Source organism: Micromonospora sp. DT68 (assembly GCF_049847245.1).
Taxonomy (GTDB): Bacteria; Actinomycetota; Actinomycetes; order Mycobacteriales; family Micromonosporaceae; genus Micromonospora; species Micromonospora profundi.
This window is the reverse complement of the sequence record NZ_JBNCNZ010000011.1, coordinates 1-18,416: the sequence shown is the minus strand read 5'-3', so window position 1 is coordinate 18,416 and position 18,416 is coordinate 1. Positions and strand designations below refer to the sequence as shown.

At 69.9% G+C, this 18,416-nt stretch carries 19 protein-coding genes and 1 other RNA gene; 12 read left to right on the top strand and 8 right to left on the bottom strand.

Annotation, left to right across the window (positions count from 1 at the left end; translation table 11 throughout):
• Positions 1–250: 250 nt before the first annotated feature.
• Positions 251–1,411 (top strand): serine hydrolase domain-containing protein, encoded by a 1,161-nt coding sequence (locus ACPXB1_RS20225; RefSeq protein ID WP_425735654.1) that lies wholly within the window; start codon positions 251–253, stop codon positions 1,409–1,411.
• A gap of 78 nt (positions 1,412–1,489) precedes the next feature.
• Here ACPXB1_RS20225 and ACPXB1_RS20220 read toward each other — a convergent pair whose 3' ends face one another.
• Positions 1,490–2,038, bottom strand: a complete 549-nt coding sequence (locus ACPXB1_RS20220; RefSeq protein WP_355595269.1) for a TetR/AcrR family transcriptional regulator — start codon at positions 2,036–2,038, stop codon at positions 1,490–1,492.
• Between the two features lie 86 nt (positions 2,039–2,124).
• Here ACPXB1_RS20220 and ACPXB1_RS20215 point away from each other — a divergent pair, with 86 nt between their 5' ends.
• On the top strand, positions 2,125–3,015 hold the full coding sequence (locus tag ACPXB1_RS20215; RefSeq protein ID WP_425735653.1) for an NmrA/HSCARG family protein: 891 nt from the start codon (positions 2,125–2,127) through the stop codon (positions 3,013–3,015).
• 113 nt (positions 3,016–3,128) lie between these two features.
• Here the strand turns inward: ACPXB1_RS20215 and ACPXB1_RS20210 are convergent, their stop codons facing one another.
• Positions 3,129–3,617 (bottom strand): MarR family winged helix-turn-helix transcriptional regulator, encoded by a 489-nt coding sequence (locus ACPXB1_RS20210; protein ID WP_355595273.1) that lies wholly within the window; start codon positions 3,615–3,617, stop codon positions 3,129–3,131.
• Positions 3,618–3,929: 312 nt separating this feature from the next.
• Positions 3,930–4,691 carry a sulfite exporter TauE/SafE family protein gene (locus ACPXB1_RS20205; RefSeq protein WP_355595275.1) on the bottom strand — a complete coding sequence of 254 codons (762 nt, stop codon included), beginning with the start codon at positions 4,689–4,691 and terminating at the stop codon, positions 3,930–3,932.
• A 132-nt stretch (positions 4,692–4,823) separates the two neighbouring features.
• On the opposite strand from ACPXB1_RS20205, the gene rnpB reads away from it, so the two are divergent.
• Positions 4,824–5,239, top strand: an RNA gene (rnpB, locus tag ACPXB1_RS20200) — RNase P RNA component class A.
• A 185-nt stretch (positions 5,240–5,424) separates the two neighbouring features.
• Here rnpB and ACPXB1_RS20195 read toward each other — a convergent pair.
• From ACPXB1_RS20195 to ACPXB1_RS20180, 4 genes are all read right to left on the bottom strand, one after another.
• A complete protein-coding gene (locus ACPXB1_RS20195) occupies positions 5,425–5,763 on the bottom strand; it encodes a hypothetical protein (RefSeq protein ID WP_355632688.1) in 339 nt (112 codons plus the stop codon).
• A gap of 282 nt (positions 5,764–6,045) precedes the next feature.
• The gene (locus ACPXB1_RS20190; protein WP_355632691.1) at positions 6,046–6,237 is read right to left on the bottom strand and encodes a DUF397 domain-containing protein; all 192 of its coding nucleotides are present in this window, start codon (positions 6,235–6,237) and stop codon (positions 6,046–6,048) included.
• Positions 6,224–7,030, bottom strand: coding sequence for a helix-turn-helix domain-containing protein (locus tag ACPXB1_RS20185; protein ID WP_306273730.1), 807 nt, complete (start codon positions 7,028–7,030; stop codon positions 6,224–6,226). Before ACPXB1_RS20185 ends, ACPXB1_RS20190 begins: the two co-directional genes overlap by 14 nt.
• Before the next feature lie 839 nt (positions 7,031–7,869).
• Complete coding sequence (locus ACPXB1_RS20180; protein WP_355632694.1) at positions 7,870–8,796, bottom strand: expansin EXLX1 family cellulose-binding protein; 927 nt, start codon at positions 8,794–8,796, stop codon at positions 7,870–7,872.
• A 226-nt stretch (positions 8,797–9,022) separates the two neighbouring features.
• Here ACPXB1_RS20180 and ACPXB1_RS20175 point away from each other — a divergent pair, with 226 nt between their 5' ends.
• The 5 genes from ACPXB1_RS20175 to ACPXB1_RS20155 all read left to right on the top strand — a co-directional run bounded on the left by ACPXB1_RS20175 (position 9,023) and on the right by ACPXB1_RS20155 (position 13,313).
• Positions 9,023–9,415, top strand: coding sequence for a hypothetical protein (locus ACPXB1_RS20175; protein WP_425735652.1), 393 nt, complete (start codon positions 9,023–9,025; stop codon positions 9,413–9,415).
• Positions 9,416–9,630: 215 nt separating this feature from the next.
• A complete protein-coding gene (locus ACPXB1_RS20170) occupies positions 9,631–10,251 on the top strand; it encodes a hypothetical protein (protein WP_355595287.1) in 621 nt (206 codons plus the stop codon).
• Positions 10,252–10,485: 234 nt separating this feature from the next.
• A complete protein-coding gene (locus ACPXB1_RS20165; protein ID WP_425735651.1) occupies positions 10,486–11,712 on the top strand; it encodes an epoxide hydrolase family protein in 1,227 nt (408 codons plus the stop codon).
• Complete coding sequence (locus tag ACPXB1_RS20160; protein ID WP_425735650.1) at positions 11,713–12,654, top strand: redoxin family protein; 942 nt, start codon at positions 11,713–11,715, stop codon at positions 12,652–12,654.
• Positions 12,655–12,698: 44 nt separating this feature from the next.
• A complete protein-coding gene (locus ACPXB1_RS20155; RefSeq protein WP_355633024.1) occupies positions 12,699–13,313 on the top strand; it encodes a GNAT family N-acetyltransferase in 615 nt (204 codons plus the stop codon).
• On the opposite strand, the gene ACPXB1_RS20150 is transcribed toward ACPXB1_RS20155, so the two are convergent.
• Positions 13,271–13,768, bottom strand: coding sequence for an NUDIX hydrolase (locus tag ACPXB1_RS20150; RefSeq protein WP_355595295.1), 498 nt, complete (start codon positions 13,766–13,768; stop codon positions 13,271–13,273). The genes ACPXB1_RS20155 and ACPXB1_RS20150 overlap by 43 nt on opposite strands.
• Positions 13,769–14,217: 449 nt before the next feature.
• On the opposite strand from ACPXB1_RS20150, the gene ACPXB1_RS20145 reads away from it, so the two are divergent.
• From ACPXB1_RS20145 to npdG, 4 genes are all read left to right on the top strand, one after another.
• A complete protein-coding gene (locus ACPXB1_RS20145; RefSeq protein ID WP_082377299.1) occupies positions 14,218–14,421 on the top strand; it encodes a hypothetical protein in 204 nt (67 codons plus the stop codon).
• Between the two features lie 81 nt (positions 14,422–14,502).
• Positions 14,503–15,384: a histone gene (locus ACPXB1_RS20140; protein ID WP_425735649.1), complete on the top strand. Its 882-nt coding sequence runs from the start codon at positions 14,503–14,505 to the stop codon at positions 15,382–15,384.
• 93 nt (positions 15,385–15,477) lie between these two features.
• The gene (locus ACPXB1_RS20135) at positions 15,478–16,908 is read left to right on the top strand and encodes an RNB domain-containing ribonuclease (RefSeq protein WP_355633018.1); all 1,431 of its coding nucleotides are present in this window, start codon (positions 15,478–15,480) and stop codon (positions 16,906–16,908) included.
• A gap of 224 nt (positions 16,909–17,132) precedes the next feature.
• The gene (npdG, locus tag ACPXB1_RS20130) at positions 17,133–17,831 is read left to right on the top strand and encodes an NADPH-dependent F420 reductase (protein WP_355633015.1); all 699 of its coding nucleotides are present in this window, start codon (positions 17,133–17,135) and stop codon (positions 17,829–17,831) included.
• Positions 17,832–18,416 lie beyond the last annotated feature (585 nt).

Here is an 18,416-nt window from a genome sequence, read left to right as displayed (position 1 = left end):
ATCATGGAGTTGTGGTGCCTGGTGGATGGCGATTTACGCTAATCGTCCCCCACCACAACTCCATGATCGACGCGGAGGCCGGGATCACCGAACAGCCTAGGTAGTGCAGGCTGTACTGAAGGATGGCAGCAGGGGGGATCGTTCCTTAATCGGACTTCTTGCACCGTTGAGGGGCAAGCGTTTCCGACACCGAGGAGCCATCATGCCCGCCAGATCAGGCGATCCCGCCCACCGTCGTCGAGTCACGCGGATGGCTGCCGTCGCGGTGGCTGCTGCCCTTGTCGGCGCCGCCCTGACCGGCCCGTCTGCGTTCGCCGACTCCGACTCCGACTCCGGCCGGCACGGCGGCCCGCGGGACGCCGTGCAGCAGCATCTGGACGGTCTGGTCAGCGAGAGTGGCTTCCCCGGTGCGCTTGCCTCGGTGCGGGAGGCCGGCGGGCGCGAGCGCGACTACACGGCTGGGGTCGGCGATCTCCAGAAGCGCCGCCCGGTTCCTCGCGACGGCCAGGTTCGCATCGGCAGCAACACCAAGACCTTCACCGCTGTGGTCGTCCTGCAGTTGGTGGGCGAGGGCCGCATCGACCTGGATGGCCCTGTCGAGCACTACCTGCCGGGGGTCGTGCGGGGTAACGGTCACGACGGCACCAAGATCACGGTACGTCAGCTGCTGCAACAGACGAGCGGTCTGCCGGACTACGACAACGTGGTGTTCACCGGGCCGCAGGATCTGATCGACAAGAGGAGCGCGTACTACCAGCCGCGCCGGATGGTGGACGCGGCGCTCACCAACGCACCGGACTTCCCGCCGGGGGAGAAGTGGGGGTACAGCAACACCAACTTCGTCCTCGCCGGGCTGATCGTCGAGCAGGTGACCGAACGTCCGATCGGTGAGGAGATCACCAACCGGATCATCCAGCCGCTGAAGCTGCGGGACACCTACTGGCCGGGCGTCGGGGAGCAGCGTCTTCGCGGCACCCACCCGCAGGGCTACCTCTCGCTGGCGCCGGGCGTGCCGTGGGTGGATGTCACCGTGATGGACCCGTCCCTGGGTTGGGCGGCAGGTCAACTGGTCTCCACGCCGGACGAGCTGCGGACGTTCTTCGACGCGCTGGTGGGCGGCAGGTTGCTCAAGCCCGCGCAGCAGGCGGCGTTGATGACCACAGTGCCCGCGCCCGGTTTCGAGTTGGCTGGTGAGTACGCGTACGGGCTGGGTGTGGCCCGCTATGAGTTGCCCTGTGGCGGCTATGCCTGGGGTCACGGCGGTGACATCCAGGGCTTCCAGACCCGCAACCTCGCCACCCAGGACGGCCGGAGCGCCGTGGTGGCCGTGACCGGCCTGCCGAACAGCGAGCAGATGCTCGCCGCGGTGAACAAGACCGTCGAGACGGCCCTGTGCGGCACCGGCCGCTGACGCGGCCCACGCCCGAGCGGACGCTGTCACCCACCGCCCGGTGGACCGGTTCACGCCGGTCCACCCGGGCGGCGGTGCTCACGGCTGCGGTCGGCCCGCTGACCCGATTCCCTGCAGGGCAAAGGTCAGCAGTTGTTCCGCCTTGGCCGCGCCCATCGGTTGCGCCGCGAGTGAGATGCCGTTGGCCAGGATCATCAGGTCGGCCATCGTGACGTCGGGCCGTACCGAGCCCTCGTCGATGGCCCGGCGCAGCAGTGGTTCACCGGCGGCGACGAGCGTCGCGCCGCAGGCGTCGGGCTTCTCGGCCGGCTCGTTCAGGAGCGAATCCGCGAGACCTCGGGTTGTCGTGGCGTACGCGGTGACCTCGTGGAGCCAGGTAGTCAGCGCGTCGAGGGCGTCCCGCGAGTCGAGCAGGTCTCCGGCGCGCGCCGCGAGGTTGCTGACGCAGCCACCGAAGACCGCCTGGAGCAGGGACCACCGGGTGGGGAAGTGCCGGTGCAGGGTCGCCGATCCCACCCCGGCGGATCGGGCGATCTCCTCCAGCGAGGCGTACGCGCCGTCGCGGGCGATCGCCTCGGCGGCCGCCCTGACGATGAGGTCGTAGTTGCGTTGCGCGTCCGCTCTCATGGCTCGCCCTTGCAAAAGTGGGGTAGTCCCCCATATCGTAACCGTCGAGAAGTGGGGGGTCACCCCACTTGTTCTCAGGAGGAAATATGGCTGTTCTCGTTATCGGCGCGACGGGCAAGCAGGGCGGGGCCACAGCCCGAGCGCTGCTCGATCGTGGCGTCGCGGTCCGTGCCCTGGTCCGCGATCCCGGCGCCGACAACGCCCAGGCTCTGCGGGATCGGGGCGTCGAACTGGTCACTGGTGACCTGGACGACCCGGAGTCGCTGTTCGCCGCGGCGGACGGCATGGACGGCCTCTTCTCCATCCCGTACCCGGATGTGACGGACATGGAGGGCGACGCCGAGGTGACCCGGGGTCGCAACGTCGTCGAGGCCGCACGCCGGGCCGGGGTGTCGCACGTCGTGCACAGCAGCGTCTCGGGTGCCGGTGAGTTCCACCGCAACCAGCCCGGATGGGCCGAGGGTCGGTGGGACAAGCACTACTGGGAGAGCAAGGCAGCCATCGACGAGATGGTGCGCGCCGGTGGCTTCGCCCGCTGGACCATCCTCAAGCCGTCGACCTTCATGGAGAACCTCACCGGCTGGTCCTACCTCTTCGGCGACTGGTCCAGCGGCACGATCATCACCGGCTTCGCTGAGGACACGCGAATTTCGTGGGTCACCGTCGACGACATCGGCGAGGCCGCAGCGATCGCGTTCACCAACCCGGAGAAGTTCGCCGGCCTGGACGTCGAGCTCGCCAGCGACATGCTCACCATGACCGAGCTCGCGGCCATCCTGAGCGAGGTAACCGGCCGGGAGATCAGCGCGCCCGTGCTCACCCCGCAGCAGGCGGTCGAGCGCGGCCTGCTGCCCGCAATGGTCAAGGCGGTCGAGCAGATCAACGAGAACGGCAGCCCCGCCCGTCCGGAGCTGACCCGTGCCATGGGTCTGCCCACCACCGACTTCCGCACCTGGGCGCGGCGGACATTCTCCTGACGCCCCGCCGTCCGAAGATCGACGCCTGGCACCTGGCGCCTAGCACCACGCGCTAGGTGCCAGGCGTCGGGCCGAAGCCGTCGGTGTGGCGCTTCGGAGCGGCGGCGCGGGGTTCAGGAACGGCGGCTGTTGCGGTCCACCAGGGCCTGGTTGAGGCGGTTCAGCAACCGCGCCAGGTCTTCCCGGTCGTCGGCGGTCCAGTCGGCGAGCATGTCGCCGTAGAGCCGGGTCCGCGCGGCCCGCACCGCCGCCATCCGTTGCAGGCCGGCGGTGGTGGGGGAGATGACCGTGCCCCGGCCGTCGGACGGATCGGGCGTACGGGTGATCAGGCCGTCCCGCTGGAGCGCGGTCACCTGCCGGGTCACTGTCGAGCCGTCCAGGTTGAGCCGGGCGGCGAGCACGGAGACGTTCTGCGGGCCGGCGGCGTCGAGGTGGCGCAGGATCACGTACGCCGCGCGGTCGAGCACCCGGTGCTCGGCGTTGCCGGTGGCCCGGCGCGTCGCCTCGCCGAAGCGCATCAGTAGGGCTACCTCGGTCTCGATGCGGCCGAGGGTGGCCTCGTCCAGGGCGGCTTCGGTGTCCCGGCGGGGGTCGTCGCTCATAGCTGTATGATACAGGATAAGTGCCTGTATCATACAGCTATCTCGGGAGTCGCAGTGGATCGGCGAACCGAACCGAACCGCAGTGCCATCTACGCCACCACGCTGGTGGCCTTCCTCGCCATCGCTGGCATCGCCGTCGTCGAGCGAACACGCCCCGGAAGAGCCGGTAGGCGAGGCCTACTGAGCGACCCGACGCCCGCTCCCCGCGCCGGGCTCGCGAGGCAGCAAGTTCGGGGAAGGTGCTGCCTCGACGCCGGTTGAGGCAGCACTACCAGTGAAGTTGCGTAGATCTTGCGCGCGTGGGCGGGGCGGTCAGCTCAAGGCACGCCACAGCAGGTAGAAGCCGATCGTCGTGCCGAACACCACGATCAGCGTCTTGAGCACCACCGGCGGCAGCCGGCGGACGAGCCGCGCACCGGCGTACCCACCGATCAACGTGGCTGGCGCGACCACCGCGACGGCCGCCCAGTTCAGCGGGCCGAACAGGGCGAAAACCACCAGCGTCGTGAGGCCGACCACCGCGGAGAGCAGGTTCTTGATCGCGCTCACCCGTGCCAGTGTCGCGTCCAGCACCAGTGCCAGGCCGGCGACGAGCATCACTCCCAATGCCGCGCCGAAGTACCCGCCGTACACCGCGCCGACAGCGACCATCGTCTGCACCGCGACCGTCCGGCGGCGCGGCGACAAATCGCGGGGGTGACCGACCAGGCGGCGCAGCGGATCCTGGAAGGCCAGGACCGCTGTCGCACCGAGGACCAGGAAGGGTACGACGACCTCGAACGCGCGGGCCGGCGTGGCCAGCAGCAGCAACGCCCCGGCGATCGTGCCGACAAGGGCGGTGGGCACGAGGGTCGCCAGCGCCCGACGGCGTGGCAGATCGGCCTTGCTGCCCGCCACGCTCGCCACGTAGCCGGGGAACACGGCCACCGAGTTGCTGACGTTCGCCGCCACCGGCGGCAAGCCGGCCGCGATCATCGCCGGAAAGGTGATCAACGAACCGCCGCCGGCCACCGCGTTGACAGTGCCAGCGGCGAGACCGGCGGCGAGCAGCAGCGCGGCATGAGGGAGATCCATAGCCCCCTGAGGCTAGTCCTTACCCCCGGCAATCCACCCGCCGGACCGTCGGCCCCTGAGCTGCGCGATCTTGCCCAGTGCGGGGCGGCAATACCAGCCGACCGTACGTCGTTAGGATGAGAGCGCGACGGACGAGTCGACCGGGCGGTCGCGTCGGCGGGCCCCGGCCCGCCGCCGAGGAACGTCCGGACTCCACAGGGCAGGGTGGTTGTTAACGGCAACCCGGGGCGACCCGCGGGACAGTGCCACAGAAAACAGACCGCCAACCCCCACGGGGGTCGGTAAGGGTGAAACGGTGGGGTAAGAGCCCACCAGCACCCCGGGTGACCGGGGTGGCTCGGTAAACCCCACCCGGAGCAAGGCCAAGCAAGGGCCGTCACCGGAAGATGACGACCCGGCGCAGACGCTTGAGGGCTGCCCGCCCGATGTCTGCGGGTAGGCCGCTGGAGCCTGCCGGCAACGGCAGGCCGAGATGGATGGCCGCCGCCGGCGCAACCCTCCGGGGTACGCGTCGCGCACAGAATCCGGCGTACAGGTCGACTCGTCCGTCGCCCACCAGCCCAGAGCCTCGATCATGGCTGTGAGCTGGTTCTATGTCCGGGCGCCGATGGTCGGCGTTTGACGGCCTAACGACGCCCGGACGCCCTGGAGACACCCTGAGCGCCGGCTCAGCAAGCGTCGTGCCGGCTGCCCGCTGCGGCGACGCGCGGGAGCAATCCGGCCGTAGCCATCACTACAACTCGCGCCACTCTCCTGCCCGACGAGGATCACCGGTGCGGACGAACTCTTCGACAATCTGCCAGGCGCGTTCGAGATTGAGAACGAAGTCCGCGTTGAAGTCGACCGGGTCGTCCAGCACCACCACTTCCGCATCTGCGTCCGCAGGCTTATCGGCGGCCAGGAGAGACATGGCGTCCTCGTCCATCATCAGATGGACGACCGCTGCAGAACCCGCGAACCCGAGCGTCAGCACAGGGAACACGGCGCTGCCCCGTACTTCGAGGTAGCCGCGCCTCTGGGCACGCAGTTCTTCGAACCGCTCGATGAGGCCAGCGAAGTCCGACCGCTCCACCGAAGCGAACTTCCCTGACGTCGGACACGTAGCACCCCACGAAATGGTCACCCGGCAACCTCCTCGACGATCACGAGGGTACGGCTGCAGAGCACGATCAGGCTGGGTGCCTCCTGATCTGCTTCCTTCCCGGTGACCCGGTGGCAAGCCAGTCCTGAGGTTGGACTGGCGCGGCAGGCGGAAGCCCCGGCCATCCGCGCAGAGTGGCCCCGCAGGCTTCCGTCACGGCCTGGCTTGGAGCTGGCTCCTACTCCCTTGGGGGCGGTCTCCCTGTTGGCTCGGTTACTGCTGGGTGGCTACGTGAGCGACGAAAGCCCGCCATGCCGCCGGGCCGAAGGTGAGGGCCGGGCCGGCGGGGTCCTTGCTGTCCCGGACGCCGATGACTCCGGGCAGGTTGTCGGCGACCTCGACGCAGTTGCCTCCCGACGAACCGCTGCGCTGGGCCTTTCGCCACGTGGCGTTAGTGAGGTCCATGATGGCTGAGTACCTCCTTCATCAGTTCGTTGGACTGTCTGCGCGGGAGGGCTTCGTTCCGGACGTTTTCCCACCTCGCCTGAAGAGTATGTAGCCCATCTTCGCTGTCGACCACGATCCCGCCCAGCTGATTTTCGAGGTGCCCGACCCACGCCCCGTCGCTTGCCCGCGCCAGCGCGAACGGCCCGGACAGCCCGATGTGGAGGCCGGCGCCTGCCGGGATCACATGCACGTGGACGTGGGGCAGTTCGGCGACGGCGATGAGGTGGGCGACCTGCTCAGCCATGATGCCGGCGTGTTCCTCGCCTGCGCGGCGAAGCGTGGATTCATCAAGCACTGCCACCACCTGTGGCGGCGAGTCACCGGTCAGGATCTTGTGCCGACTCATGCGGGCGCTCACCTGTTGGTCCACCTCTGTGGCCGACATGAGGTCGTTCAGGCGCATCACGACGTGCGCGTAGTTCTCGGTCTGGAGCAGTCCCGGGATCAGTAGTGGCTCGAAGAGTCGAAGCTGTCGCGCGCCGCGTTCGGCGTCGAGCCACGGCAGGAACCACGACGGTGCGCCGAGCTTCCCGACCAGGCGTCCGAACAGGCCGCCGTTGCCGAAGGCGCGGTCTGCTCCACGAATCAGGTCCATCGTCAGCGCTCGGGTGCCGCTCTCCACTGCGCTGACGTGGGAAGCGCTGAACCCTGCCGCCCGGCCGAACGCCTCTTGCGTCATCCCGGCCGCGCCGCGAGCGCGGCGGATCTCGCTGACGATGAAGTCCGCGAGGGGACTCGGCACATCGCCCATTCAACGCCTCCCAAATCAGAGATCAACTACCCGTGGCACCACACGTCGGGCACCTGTTCTGCCAGCTCAGCCCGGACGTCGCGAGCACCTTCCGAGCGTAGTGGCCTCCACAGCAGAGTGTCACCAGGCGGCGTCCGGCGGGTACCACGACACCGGCGGTCGCGTCCGTACCGAAGCCGCACAGCACTCGCGGTTGCGGCCCTTTTCCGACGGCACCAGGGGGAGCACTGTGCCTGGCGACGAGCCTGAGAGCAGAAGACCAACGTCCGCGAACGACCAGTCCGGAAGCCCCGAGCAGTGATCGGGACGATGAAGGCGGGCGACGTGGTCTACCTGACCACCGCCGCGAGCGTGTAGTTCCTGCGCCCGATCTTCGTACGCGTCATCCGTGAGCTGCCCGAGCGGCACACGTACGACGGATGGGTATGGGTTGAGGGCTACGAGCTGGACGCGGCCGGCGACGCGGTGGCGCGGCGGGAGTTGTTCGTGATGCGCGCGGGCGTGCGGTTGCTGGCCCTGCCCGTCGTACCGTCGGGGTCTGTGAAGCGTCGTCCCGCCCGGCTGGGTCCGGTGCGGGTCGGATGACCCGGCCTCGTCCGCACCTGCCGATGCGCCCGGCGTGGTTGTGCCGCACCTGCGCCGCGCCCTGGCCGTGCAGTCCGGCGCAACTCGGCCTCATGATCGAGTTCCACGGCCACTCGATCGCGCTGACGTTCTATCTGGCCGCGTCGATGCGTGAGGCGATCGACGATGTGTACGGCCTGGGGCTGCGGCCGGACCTGCCCGCCATGCACGCGAGGTTCCTCGGGTGGTTGTCTCTGGCCCGACGGCCTCGCCGGTCAGCAGCGGGGGACGTTGAGGGGAGCGGCGCCGGCGAGCGCTTCGACGGTCGCTGTTGGTGCGACCGATTCGGACGGGGTCGGCGAGGGCGTGATGCTGGGGGACGGCGGAGCTGAAGGTAAAGGTGAACTGCTGGGGGTGGGGGAGGCGAGTACGGCAGTGCTGCGTTGGGCCTGTTTCGTGACCATCCGGATGGTGGTGGCGGTCGCCTCGCGTCCGTACACGTCGGTGACCCTGATGCTGTAGGGCCCGGGGCCGAGCCCGCCCTCGACGGTCCAGTAGTTGTCGCTCTGGCGGGCGGCCTTGCGGAAGTTGCCGCCCGGCCCCTTCGCCTCGACCGAGCGGAGCGGGTTTCCGTGGTTGCCGACCTGCACGGCGAACCACCACTGGGAGGCGCCGCCCTTCATCCGGAAGGTGAGCCCTCCGTCGAGCGGCGGGTCCACCACTGCCCGGTACGTCACCTGCGCGATGCCCTGCGCCCGGTCGGCTATCTTCGCGAACGCCTCTTCGGAGAGGTCGATCTTGCCGGACCCGCACCCGCCGCACTGGTCCATCACCATGACCCGGACGGTGCCCTTCGGGCCGGTCACGTCCAGGTAGCTGCCGCAGGCCGCGGCCCCGGAGTATGCCGACGAGCCGAGGGCCACGTAGAGCCGGTCCGCGGGTGGGCCCGGGAAGGAGCAGTTGCCGCCCGATCGGCCGGCGTCGTAGAAGCTGGCTTTTGCCTTGTGGACGGTGTCTCCGGTGGGTGGCGCGGCGCAGGCCGGGGTGGCGCCGCCACGTACGGCGAGGGTGATGCCGAGTACGGCCGCCAAGGCGGTGATTCCGGCTCCGGCCAACAAGTGTCTGGCACGGCGACGCCACCGGCGTGTGCCGTTGGTGCCGGCCGGGATGTCGTCGTTGGGGTCCGGGTCTGGCGCCATCATGACGCCTGATGCTGCCGCAGTGCCCTGCGGCAACGCAAGATCATCGAGTGGGCCGTCACCCGCCACGCCGACGGGGTCGCAGGCCGTTCGGAGAGGGATGGTGGCGAAGGACGCCAGCTTCCGAGCGACCCGCCCGGACTACGTCGCTTCAGGTGCTTGACCTGTCAATTTTCCGCCGGTAGTTTAAATTCGCAATGATAAGCATCTATCTAAGAGTGGGTGAACCGTGCTGTTGAAATCCATCGCCATCGCCATCGCCGCGTCCGTCGCAGGCCTGCTGGCCACCGCCCCCGCCGCCTCGGCGGCGGCACCCGGAGTGTCGATACAAGACTGGGGGTCCGGGAACTGCCCGCAGGGCATGCTCTGCATCTGGCCCAACTGGAATCACCCGCCGCAGGGCCCCGTCGAGACGCCGTCTCTGACGACCAACAGCGAGTGGACCGGCAGCATCCAGGGATTCAACTTCTACAACGGCACAGGCCGCGACGCCGTAATATCCGGGTTCACTTTCGGCTCGTCGATTCCCTTCAAAAGCTGCGCTCCTGCCGGCGGGACCGGGGGCGACCTGTATATACCGGTCAACGTGACGAAGGTGACTTGGCAGCTGACCCCCTGCTGATCCTCCACTGGGCCTTTCCGAGTAAGGGTTGATGACTTGGAGTAGCTGGCTCGATCGGCGGTCCGGACGCGCCCGGTCTCGTTGCGGCGCAACGAGAAGACGCAGAACCCCGATATGAAGGTGGTCCTTCCCGGGATCACCGTCATCGAGGTTCTGCGTCGCTGGCGGTGTTACTGGCCGACGGTGGTGAAGCCGAGGGCAGCTACCCTCCGACCATGCGGCGTGTGCGGAGGTCACGAGCCCGCCGTCCGCGGCTGAAGCATCTGCCCGCAGCGATCCGGGAAGCCGACTGGCTGGACCGCCTCGTGTCCGGCGTCCTGGTCTCGTGCGCTCTTGCGATCGCGCTGGCCTGGTGGCACCTCGTGCTGCCCGACGCCTGGGACGGCGTCCGGGCCACCATCTGGGGTGTGCCCGGTTCGGTCGCCGTGGTCTGTCAGGAGAGCACGGCGGCGGAAGACCCGCAGTTCTGGACGCTCGGCTGGAGCTGCACCGGCCCCTTCACCTCGGACGCGGGTGAGCTCCACATCGACTCGGTGCAGCTTTTCGTGCACGGCGATGAGCACCCTGGCCCCACTGTCGCCGGTCGGGTCAGTGGTCCGGGGGCGCAGTGGATGTGGCCCGATGGCGAGATCGAGTGGGTGTTCGCTGTGGCGCTGGCGATCGGTTTGCCGGTTCTGGCCATCTTTCCCCTGTCCGCTGCCGTTTCTGTCCTGAAGCCGTTGAACGGCTGGCCCCGGCCGGGCCGAAAGCCCCGCAGCGGTCCGGCTCAGATGGGCAATCGTGCGCGTCGTCGTCGTAAACGTCGACCACGGCGTACGGCCGACCCGATGGCGTGACGACGGCCTGGCCGGCCGCCGGATGCTGGTCCCGGACGGGCCTTGCTGGTATGCCCGCGATGACGGGGCGGGCCGTTCTACGCTTCGAGATGTGGCGGCGGGCGTGCCCTGGTTCGACGGGCACCGGAGCCCGGCAGTGGCCTGACGAACGGGTTCGCGGCGGCCTCTTTGCCGCCCGCCCGCGCCCAGCAGACGGCACCCTCCAGTGAACTCGAACGGGAGAGGACGGCACGCATGGCGGTCAAGACCAAGACACGTCCCGGCACCACGGAGATCCGGCCGTTCACGGTGGAAATCCCCCAGGCCGACCTTAACGACCTACGCAGGCGCATCGCCGCCACCCGCTGGCCGGACAAGGAGACTGTCGACGACCAGTCGCAGGGCGTGCCGCTCGCGACGATCCAGGCCGTCGCCCGCTACTGGGAGAAGGAGTACGACTGGCGCACTGTCGAAGCACGCCTGAACTCCGTACCGCAGTTCCTGACCACCATCGACGGGGTGGACATCCACTTCATCCACGTCCGCTCCAAGCACGAGGACGCGTTGCCGCTCATCGTCACGCACGGGTGGCCCGGTTCGATCATCGAGCAGCTGAAGATCATTGAGCCGCTTACCGACCCCACTGCCCACGGCGGGAGCGCGTCGGACGCCTTCCACCTGGTGATCCCGTCGCTGCCCGGCCACGGCTTCTCGGGCAAGCCCACAGCGTCGGGCTGGAACCCGGAGAAGATCGCCACGGCCTGGACCGAGTTGATGAAGCGTCTCGGCTACGACCGGTTCGTGGCGCAGGGCGGCGACTGGGGTGCTGTCGTCGTGGACCAGATGGGTGTCCAGGCGCCCCCGGAGCTGCTCGGCATCCACACGAACATGCCGGGTGCGGTGCCGCCGGAGATCGACCTGCTGTTCCAGGGCGACACCACAGGCGCGAACAACGCCATGGGTTCGCTGCCGTCCGGGCTGTCCGACGACGAGATGCGCGCGGCCACCGAGCTGGACTACGTCTGGAAGCACGTGGCGTACGCCCTCATGATGGCGACGCGCCCGCAGACCCTTACCGGGCTCGCCGATTCTCCAGTGGGTCTGGCGTCGTTCCTGCTCGACCACGACGCGAAGAGCCTGGCCCTGATCGCGCAGGTCTTCGACGGCGCCACAGCCGGCCTCACCCGCGACGACATCCTTGACAACATCTCGCTCTACTGGCTGACAAACACGGCGGTCTCCGCGTCCCGCCTGTACGCGGAGAACAAGCTCTCGTTCTTCGCCACGAAGGGCGTCAACGTCCCCGTTGCCGTGAGCGTCTTTCCCGACGAGCTGTACGAGGCGCCGCAGAGTTGGGCCGAGCAGGCGTACCCCAACCTCATCTACTACAACAAGCTCGACACCGGCGGGCACTTCGCGGCCTGGGAGCAGCCGAAACTGTTCTCGGAGGAGATCCGTACCGCCTTCCGGTCGCTGCGCTAGATGACCGTGCACATGCCCCCGCTGGGTGGGGCGGTCGAGTGGCTCAACTCCGAGCCACTCGACCCCGCGGGGCTGCGCGGCCGTGCCGTCCTCGTGAACTTCTGGACCCTGACGTGCATCAACTGGCTGCGCCAGGAGCCGTACGTCCGCGCCTGGTCCCAGGCGTACCGCGACGACGGGCTGGTCGTGGTCGGTGTGCACACGCCGGAGTTCTCCTTCGAGCACGACACCGACCGGGTACGGCAGGCGGTCGCCGCGCGGGCGATCGACTACCCGGTCGCTGTCGACAACGACTACGCCATCTGGAGCGCCTTCGACAACCACTACTGGCCGGCGCTCTACTTCGTCGACGCTGACGGCGTCATCAGCGACCAGCACTTCGGCGAGGGACGCTACGAGCAGTCCGAGCGCGTCATCCAGCAACTGCTCGGCGTCGAGCGCGCCCCCGTACCCGTCGAAGGCGTCGGCGTGGAGGCGGAGGCCGACTGGGGGCAGCTGCGCACGCCGGAGACGTACCTCGGATTCAGCCGTGGCGAACACTTCGCGTCGCCGAACGGCGCGGCGCTCGACGAACGTCGCGCCTACGACATACCGGAGCGCCTGGACCTCAACAAGTGGGCACTGGCGGGGGAGTGGACGATCGGGCCGGAGAACGTCGTGCTCGACGGTGCCGGCGGCAGCATCGCCTTCCGGTTCCACGCACGCGACGCGCATCTCGTGCTGTCATCAGGTGTACGGCAGCCGGTCGGGTTCCAGGTGCTCATCGACGGTGCGGCTCCCGGCGCGTCGCACGGCGTCGACGTCGACGAGGGCGGCAACGGCGTACTCCAGGAGGGCCGGCTCTACCAGCTCGTCCGCCAGCACGACACCGTGCGTGAGCGAACCCTGGAGATCAGGTTCGGTGGACCCGGCGCGCAGGCGTACGCGTTCACCTTCGGATAGCGCACGACACCCGCGTCGCTCGGCCCGCGATAGTGTCGGCGGCTGTGACAGCGCCCGAGATCACGATCGCCACCCCAGCGGACCGTCCGGCGGTCGTCGGTACGCTCGTCGCCGCGTTCGTCAAGGACCCCGTCCTGCGGTACCTGTTCCCCGACGAGGAGACCTACCCGCGGTACGCCGCCGCCTTCTTCGGGCACCTCTTCGACAAGCGGGTGCACAGGTCGTCGATCTGGACGATCGGCGGCGGCGCGTCGGTCGCCATCTGGGAGCCACCGGCCGACGGCCACGGATCGCCGGAGGTCAGCCTCGCCGCTCACTACCCGGCCGACGTGCTGGGCCGGGTCGAGGGTTATGACGCTGCCGTGCACGCCGCGCTGCCGGAATTCCCGTACTGGTATCTCGGCGTCCTGGGCACCCACCCCGACAGCGCCGGACGTGGTTGGGGTCGCGCCGCCATGCGGGCCGGGCTGGATCGGGCCGCCGCCGATGGTCTACCGGCGGTCCTGGAGACCAGCAACCCGGCAAACGTCGAGCTGTACCGCCGCGCCGGCTGGGAGATCGTGCGGTACGTGGCAGAGCCGCTGCCGACCTGGATCATGCAGCAGCCCGGCGCGGCTCAGTCGGGTACGTCGTCCCACGTGGTGCCCGGCGGCAGGTAGCCGGCAGTGGTGTTCTCGCGCAACGCGTACGCGATGACCAGGAGCGCGTGCTTGTCCAGCGCGGGCAGTCGGTCCATCGGGAACCACCGCACGGCCAGCGACTCGTCGTCGTTGACCCGTGCCGTGCCGGCCACCACCCGGCACAGGAAGCCCAGGTTGAGGTACTCGCACCGGTCCCCGTTGGGATAGGTGTGCGGGTGCGAGACGGCACTGGACATCCGCACCGGAGCCACGTCCAGGCCGGTCTCCTCGCGTACCTCGCGGACCAGCGCGGTCGCCGGCTGCTCGCCCGGCTCGACGAACCCACTGATCACCGACCAACGCCTGTCGTCGGAGCGTTGGCCGAGCAACAGCTCACCGGCGTCGTTACGGATGACGGCACTGACGCTCGGCAGCCAGAGCAGGTCGTGGCCGACGTGCTCACGCATCCCCACGATGTAGTCCGGTGTCCCCATCCGGCGATCATAGGCACGACCCCGGCGGCCGCCGTCGTCCCGGCGCGCCACATCGGCGTCAGGCCGCGTCGGCGTCACGCCGACCAGCTGACGGTACGGCGGAAGCGCTCGTACTCCTTTGTTCGCGCCGCACCGGGTCGTACGTGTCCAGGTTCCACTCGCAGCGGGGACACCAGGGCACCGCGTCTCGTACGGACGCCGTCGTTGCCCCACACCCCGGGCACGCCCCCGTGCCGGTCACCGTGTTGATCACGGCGACCGATGCTGCCCCACCCTTCGGAAGGGCGGAACCGGCCGTTCGGCCGACTGCCGCTGGCGGACGAAGTATCCCGACTTGGGCTTCTTTCGCTGTTCTGGCCCAAGCGGCTAAAACCAGCTCTACTGTGGAGAAGTCGGCGACTTGCGCGATCCAGTGGCGGCCGGTCGGTTCCCGGTGCACAGTGATTCCCATGAGCGACAGCGGACGTGGTGGGCAGTTCTACTGGTGCACGCGGCACCACCGGGTCGAGACGGACGCCGACGTGTGCCCGGCGAAGCACGTTCTCGGCCCGTACAACTCGGCGGCCGACGCGGAGAACGCACTGCAACGGGTGCAGGAGCGCAACGAGGCGTGGGATGCCGAGGACGCCCGTTGGGCTGGGGAGGACAAGTAGACGGCGCGGGACGGCCCGCGTCGCGGTGATTCGTGCTCCGCGAGGACGCACGCGAGAGCACGTCCTCAAGGAGGAACCACGATGGCCGAAGCACAGCAGGCCACCACCCGCCCGGCTGCCCGGCGCACCACCGCTAAGAAGACCGCAGCGGCGGAGCGGAACACGGGAGCGAGCCGGACCACGCCCGTGCGCAAGTCCACCACGGCGAAGGCGCCAGCCCGGAAGGCAGCCGGCGGCGCGGGGCGCGCCCCGGCCAAGAAGACCGCCACGGCCGCCAAGAAGGCGCCAGCGAAGAAGACCACCACAGCCAAGACCACCGCGGCGAAGAAGACCTCCGCCGCGAAGAAGACCAGCGCGGCGAGGAAGACCAGCGCGGCGCGGACGACCAGCGCGGCGCGGACGACCACCACGGCGCGGACGACCACTGCGGCGGCCAAGAAGGCGCCGGCCAAGAAGACCACCACGGCGGCCGCGAAGGCCCCGGCGAAGAAGACCACCACCCGCAAGACCACCACCGCGGCTAAGCGGACCCCGGCGTCCACGGCGCGCAAGACCACCTCGTCGGCGGCGAAGAAGACCACCGCCGCGGTGAAGGCGCCAGCCCGCAAGACCACCTCGTCGGCGACGAAGACCGCGGCCAAGAAGGCACCGGCCACGAAGACGACCGCCAAGAAGGCTCCCGCGAAGAAGACGACGGCGGCGAAGAAGGCCGCGTCCACCCGCCCGAGCGGCGGCGCCCGCAAGGCCGCGGCGAAGAAGGCCCCCGCCGCGAAGTCGACAAGCACCTCGTCGGCCACCACCCGCAAGGCGGCGGCCAAGAAGGCTCCCGCCAAGAAGACCACCGCCGCGGCCAAGGCGCCCGCCCGCAAGGTGACCGCCCGCAAGTCACCGGCCCGCCCGGTCGCCGCACGAGCCACAGCCCCCCGGGGTACGCGCAGCACCGCCCGGAAGGCGACCGGCTGAGCGCACGCCGCCCGATCCGAGGAGTGAACCGGCCGGGAGATCTCGGCCGGTCACCGGAAGCGGATCACCGGCGGCGCTGTCAGGATTGACCTCGTGGTGATCCGACGCGTACTCGCCCCCCGCATCGACTTCGGCGCGCTGCGCCGCGAACTCGGCCTGCCCGAGGAGTTCCCGGCAGACGCCCAGCGGGAGGCCGACGCGGCGGCAGCCGCGCCGCCCCGGCCAGCCGTCGACCGCACCGACGTACCGTTCGTCACTGTCGACCCTGCCACCTCCCGCGACCTGGACCAGGCGATGCACCTCGCCCGCCGTCCGGGCGGCGGCTACCGCGTGCGGTACGCGATAGCGGACGTCGCCGCGCACGTCCGCCCCGGCGGCGCGCTGGAGGAGGAGACGTGGCGGCGGGGGCAGACCGTCTACCTGCCCGACGGGCACGTACCGCTGCACCCGCTGACCCTCAGCGAGGGCGCGGCGAGTCTGCTGCCCGACGACGACAGGGCCGCAGTGGTCTGGACCATCGACCTGGACGCCGACGGCGGCACCGTGGCCGTCGAGCTGGAACGCGCACTGGTCCGCAGCCGCGCCAAGCTCGACTACACAGGGGTGCAGGCGGCAGCCGACGCCGGCACGCTGCCCGACCCGATCGCGCTGCTGCCCGAGATCGGCGACCGGCTGACTGCCCGAGGCCTGCGTCGGGGTGCCATCAACCTGCCGCTGCCCGAACAGGACGTGGAGCCCGACGGCGACGGCTGGCGGCTGGTGCTGCGTGGGCCGGCCCCCATGGAGGAACACAACGCGCAGATCTCCCTGCTGACCGGGATGGCCGCCGCCGACATCATGCTTGCCGGCGGCGTCGGCCTGCTGCGCACCATGCCCGGACCCAAGCCGGAGGCGGTGCAGCGGCTGCGGGCCGCCGCCGCGCCGCTGGGCGTGCACTGGCCCGACGGCGCCGCCCCGGGCGAGGTGATCGCACGGCTGGACCCGGCCGAACCGCGCTGTGCCGCCTTCATCGACCAGGCAGCCGAGCTGATGCGCGGCGCGGCGTACACCGCATTCGACGGGGCAACGCCCGAACAACCCGAACACGGGGGCGTCGCCGCCGCGTACGCCCACGTCACGGCGCCGCTGCGGCGCCTGGCCGACCGGTACGCCACAGAGGTCTGCCTGGCCCTGCACGAGGGCCAGGAGGTGCCCGACTGGGCGCGCGCCGCGCTGCCCCGGCTGCCTGAGGTGATGGCCAGCACCGACCGGACCGCCTCGGCGGCCAGCCGCGGCGCAGTGGAACTGGCCGAAGCAGTGCTGCTCGCGCACCGGGTGGGGGAGACCTTCGACGCGGCGGTCCTCGACGTCGACTCCCCGCCCAACGGCAAGTCCCGCCCCCGCCCGCCCGGCGGGACGGTGGCCCTGGACGCCCCACCGGTCCGCGCCCGCTGCCTCGGCGAACTGCCGCTCGGCGAACGGGTCCGGGTCCGCCTCGTCACCGCCGACCCGACGACCCGTACCGTCCTGTTCGAGCTGGCCTGAGCCTTCTCGCTCGGGTGTCCGTCGGCCTTCGCCCCGGCGTTCGGCACGCCTGCCGGGAGCCCGGCGCGTCGCTGGCCCGGCGTTCGGCGCGTCTTGACCGGGAGTCCGGCGCGCTGCTGGCCCGCGCTGGGCGTGCCTTTGGCGGGCATCCGGCGCGTGCGTAGCGGGGATTGTCACAGTGCCCACCGCTGCTGCCGGACCAGGCGGTTTGCGAGGATGAACCCATGGCATACGACGCGAGCACGCTGCCCGACGTGTCCGGGCTGACGGTCGGCATCATCGGTGGCACCGGCGATCAGGGGCGGGGTCTCGCCTACCGGTTCGCGCGGGCCGGGCAGACGGTGTTGATCGGCTCCCGGTCAGCGGAGCGGGCCTCCGAGTCCGCCGCCGAGATCGCCGCGCTGCCAGGCATGCCCGCCGACGCCACCATCACCGGCGCGGCAAACGACGAGGTGGCCCGCCGCAGCGACGTGGTGATCATCGCGGTGCCGTGGGACGGACACGCCGCGACCATCGCCGCTCTCGCCGAGCCGCTCGCCGGCACGATCGTCGTCGACTGCGTCAACCCGCTCGGCTTCGACAAGCAGGGCCCGTACGCGCTCACCGTCCCCGAGGGCAGCGCCGTCCAGCAGGCCGCAGCGCTGCTGCCCAACTCCCGCGTCTGCGCCGCGTTCAACCACGTCAGCGCCCCACTGCTGGCCGACCCCGAGGTCGACCGGATCGACCTGGACGTGCTGATCTGCACCGAAGACCGCGAACTGGTCGGCGTGGTCGGCGCGCTCGCCGCCCGGATCCCCGGCATGCGCGGCATCTACGCCGGCCGCCTGCGCAACGCCCACCAGATCGAGGCGTTCACCGCCAACCTGATCGCCATCAACAAGCGCTACAAGGCGCACGCCGGCATCCGCGTCACCGACATCTAAACGGCCTGCGGCGGCGGTCCGCGCGGACTCGCCGTAGGTCGCCGGTCTGCCTCAATCGCTTCGACCGAACGAGCGCGGGGCGGCTGGCTGTTGGGCGGCTGCCGCTGACCACTGCGTCACTGCCTGTTGCTGGTTGCTGCTGCCTGCTGCCTGCTGCCTGCTGCCTGCTGCCTGCCGCCCGCTGCCTGCCTCCTGCGGCCGCCGTCCCGCCGCCCCGCCGCCCCGCCGCCCCGCCGCCTGCTGTCTGCTTCTGCTGGCTGTTGCCCGCTGGCGTGGGCCGTTGCCCTTTTCCCGCTGGCCTTTGTCGCTGGCTGGTGCCAGTTGTCCGCTGGGTTCCTGGGCACTCGCTGATTGTCGCGGGCTCGCTTGCCCTACGCGCTGGGCGTGCGGGTCGCAGGTAATCGGCCTCGGTGAACGGTCACCGATTGGCCGGTTCGGCGGCGGCCAAGCCGGTGCACGCCTTCACCACGCCGCTTGACGGAGGTGGTGGTCGTTGCTTGTCGTGTTCACGTTCGGTGGTGGTAGTGGTTGCGGCGGGGGATTTGTGTGGGGTCGAGCCAGGTGGGTGGGATGAATTCGGGGTGG

Bases quoted from the DNA above. Each gene is read 5' to 3' on its own strand.
- ACPXB1_RS20225 (WP_425735654.1), top strand. From the start codon at position 251: ATGGCTGCCGTCGCGGTGGCTGCTGCCCTTGTCGGCGCCGCCCTGACC.
- ACPXB1_RS20220 (WP_355595269.1), bottom strand. From the start codon at position 2,038: ATGAGAGCGGACGCGCAACGCAACTACGACCTCATCGTCAGGGCGGCC.
- ACPXB1_RS20215 (WP_425735653.1), top strand. From the start codon at position 2,125: ATGGCTGTTCTCGTTATCGGCGCGACGGGCAAGCAGGGCGGGGCCACA.
- ACPXB1_RS20210 (WP_355595273.1), bottom strand. From the start codon at position 3,617: ATGAGCGACGACCCCCGCCGGGACACCGAAGCCGCCCTGGACGAGGCC.
- ACPXB1_RS20205 (WP_355595275.1), bottom strand. From the start codon at position 4,691: ATGGATCTCCCTCATGCCGCGCTGCTGCTCGCCGCCGGTCTCGCCGCT.
- ACPXB1_RS20190 (WP_355632691.1), bottom strand. From the start codon at position 6,237: ATGGACCTCACTAACGCCACGTGGCGAAAGGCCCAGCGCAGCGGTTCG.
- ACPXB1_RS20185 (WP_306273730.1), bottom strand. From the start codon at position 7,030: ATGGGCGATGTGCCGAGTCCCCTCGCGGACTTCATCGTCAGCGAGATC.
- ACPXB1_RS20180 (WP_355632694.1), bottom strand. From the start codon at position 8,796: ATGATGGCGCCAGACCCGGACCCCAACGACGACATCCCGGCCGGCACC.
- ACPXB1_RS20170 (WP_355595287.1), top strand. From the start codon at position 9,631: ATGCGGCGTGTGCGGAGGTCACGAGCCCGCCGTCCGCGGCTGAAGCAT.
- ACPXB1_RS20165 (WP_425735651.1), top strand. From the start codon at position 10,486: ATGGCGGTCAAGACCAAGACACGTCCCGGCACCACGGAGATCCGGCCG.
- ACPXB1_RS20160 (WP_425735650.1), top strand. From the start codon at position 11,713: ATGACCGTGCACATGCCCCCGCTGGGTGGGGCGGTCGAGTGGCTCAAC.
- ACPXB1_RS20150 (WP_355595295.1), bottom strand. From the start codon at position 13,768: ATGGGGACACCGGACTACATCGTGGGGATGCGTGAGCACGTCGGCCAC.
- ACPXB1_RS20145 (WP_082377299.1), top strand. From the start codon at position 14,218: ATGAGCGACAGCGGACGTGGTGGGCAGTTCTACTGGTGCACGCGGCAC.
- ACPXB1_RS20140 (WP_425735649.1), top strand. From the start codon at position 14,503: ATGGCCGAAGCACAGCAGGCCACCACCCGCCCGGCTGCCCGGCGCACC.
- npdG (WP_355633015.1), top strand. From the start codon at position 17,133: ATGGCATACGACGCGAGCACGCTGCCCGACGTGTCCGGGCTGACGGTC.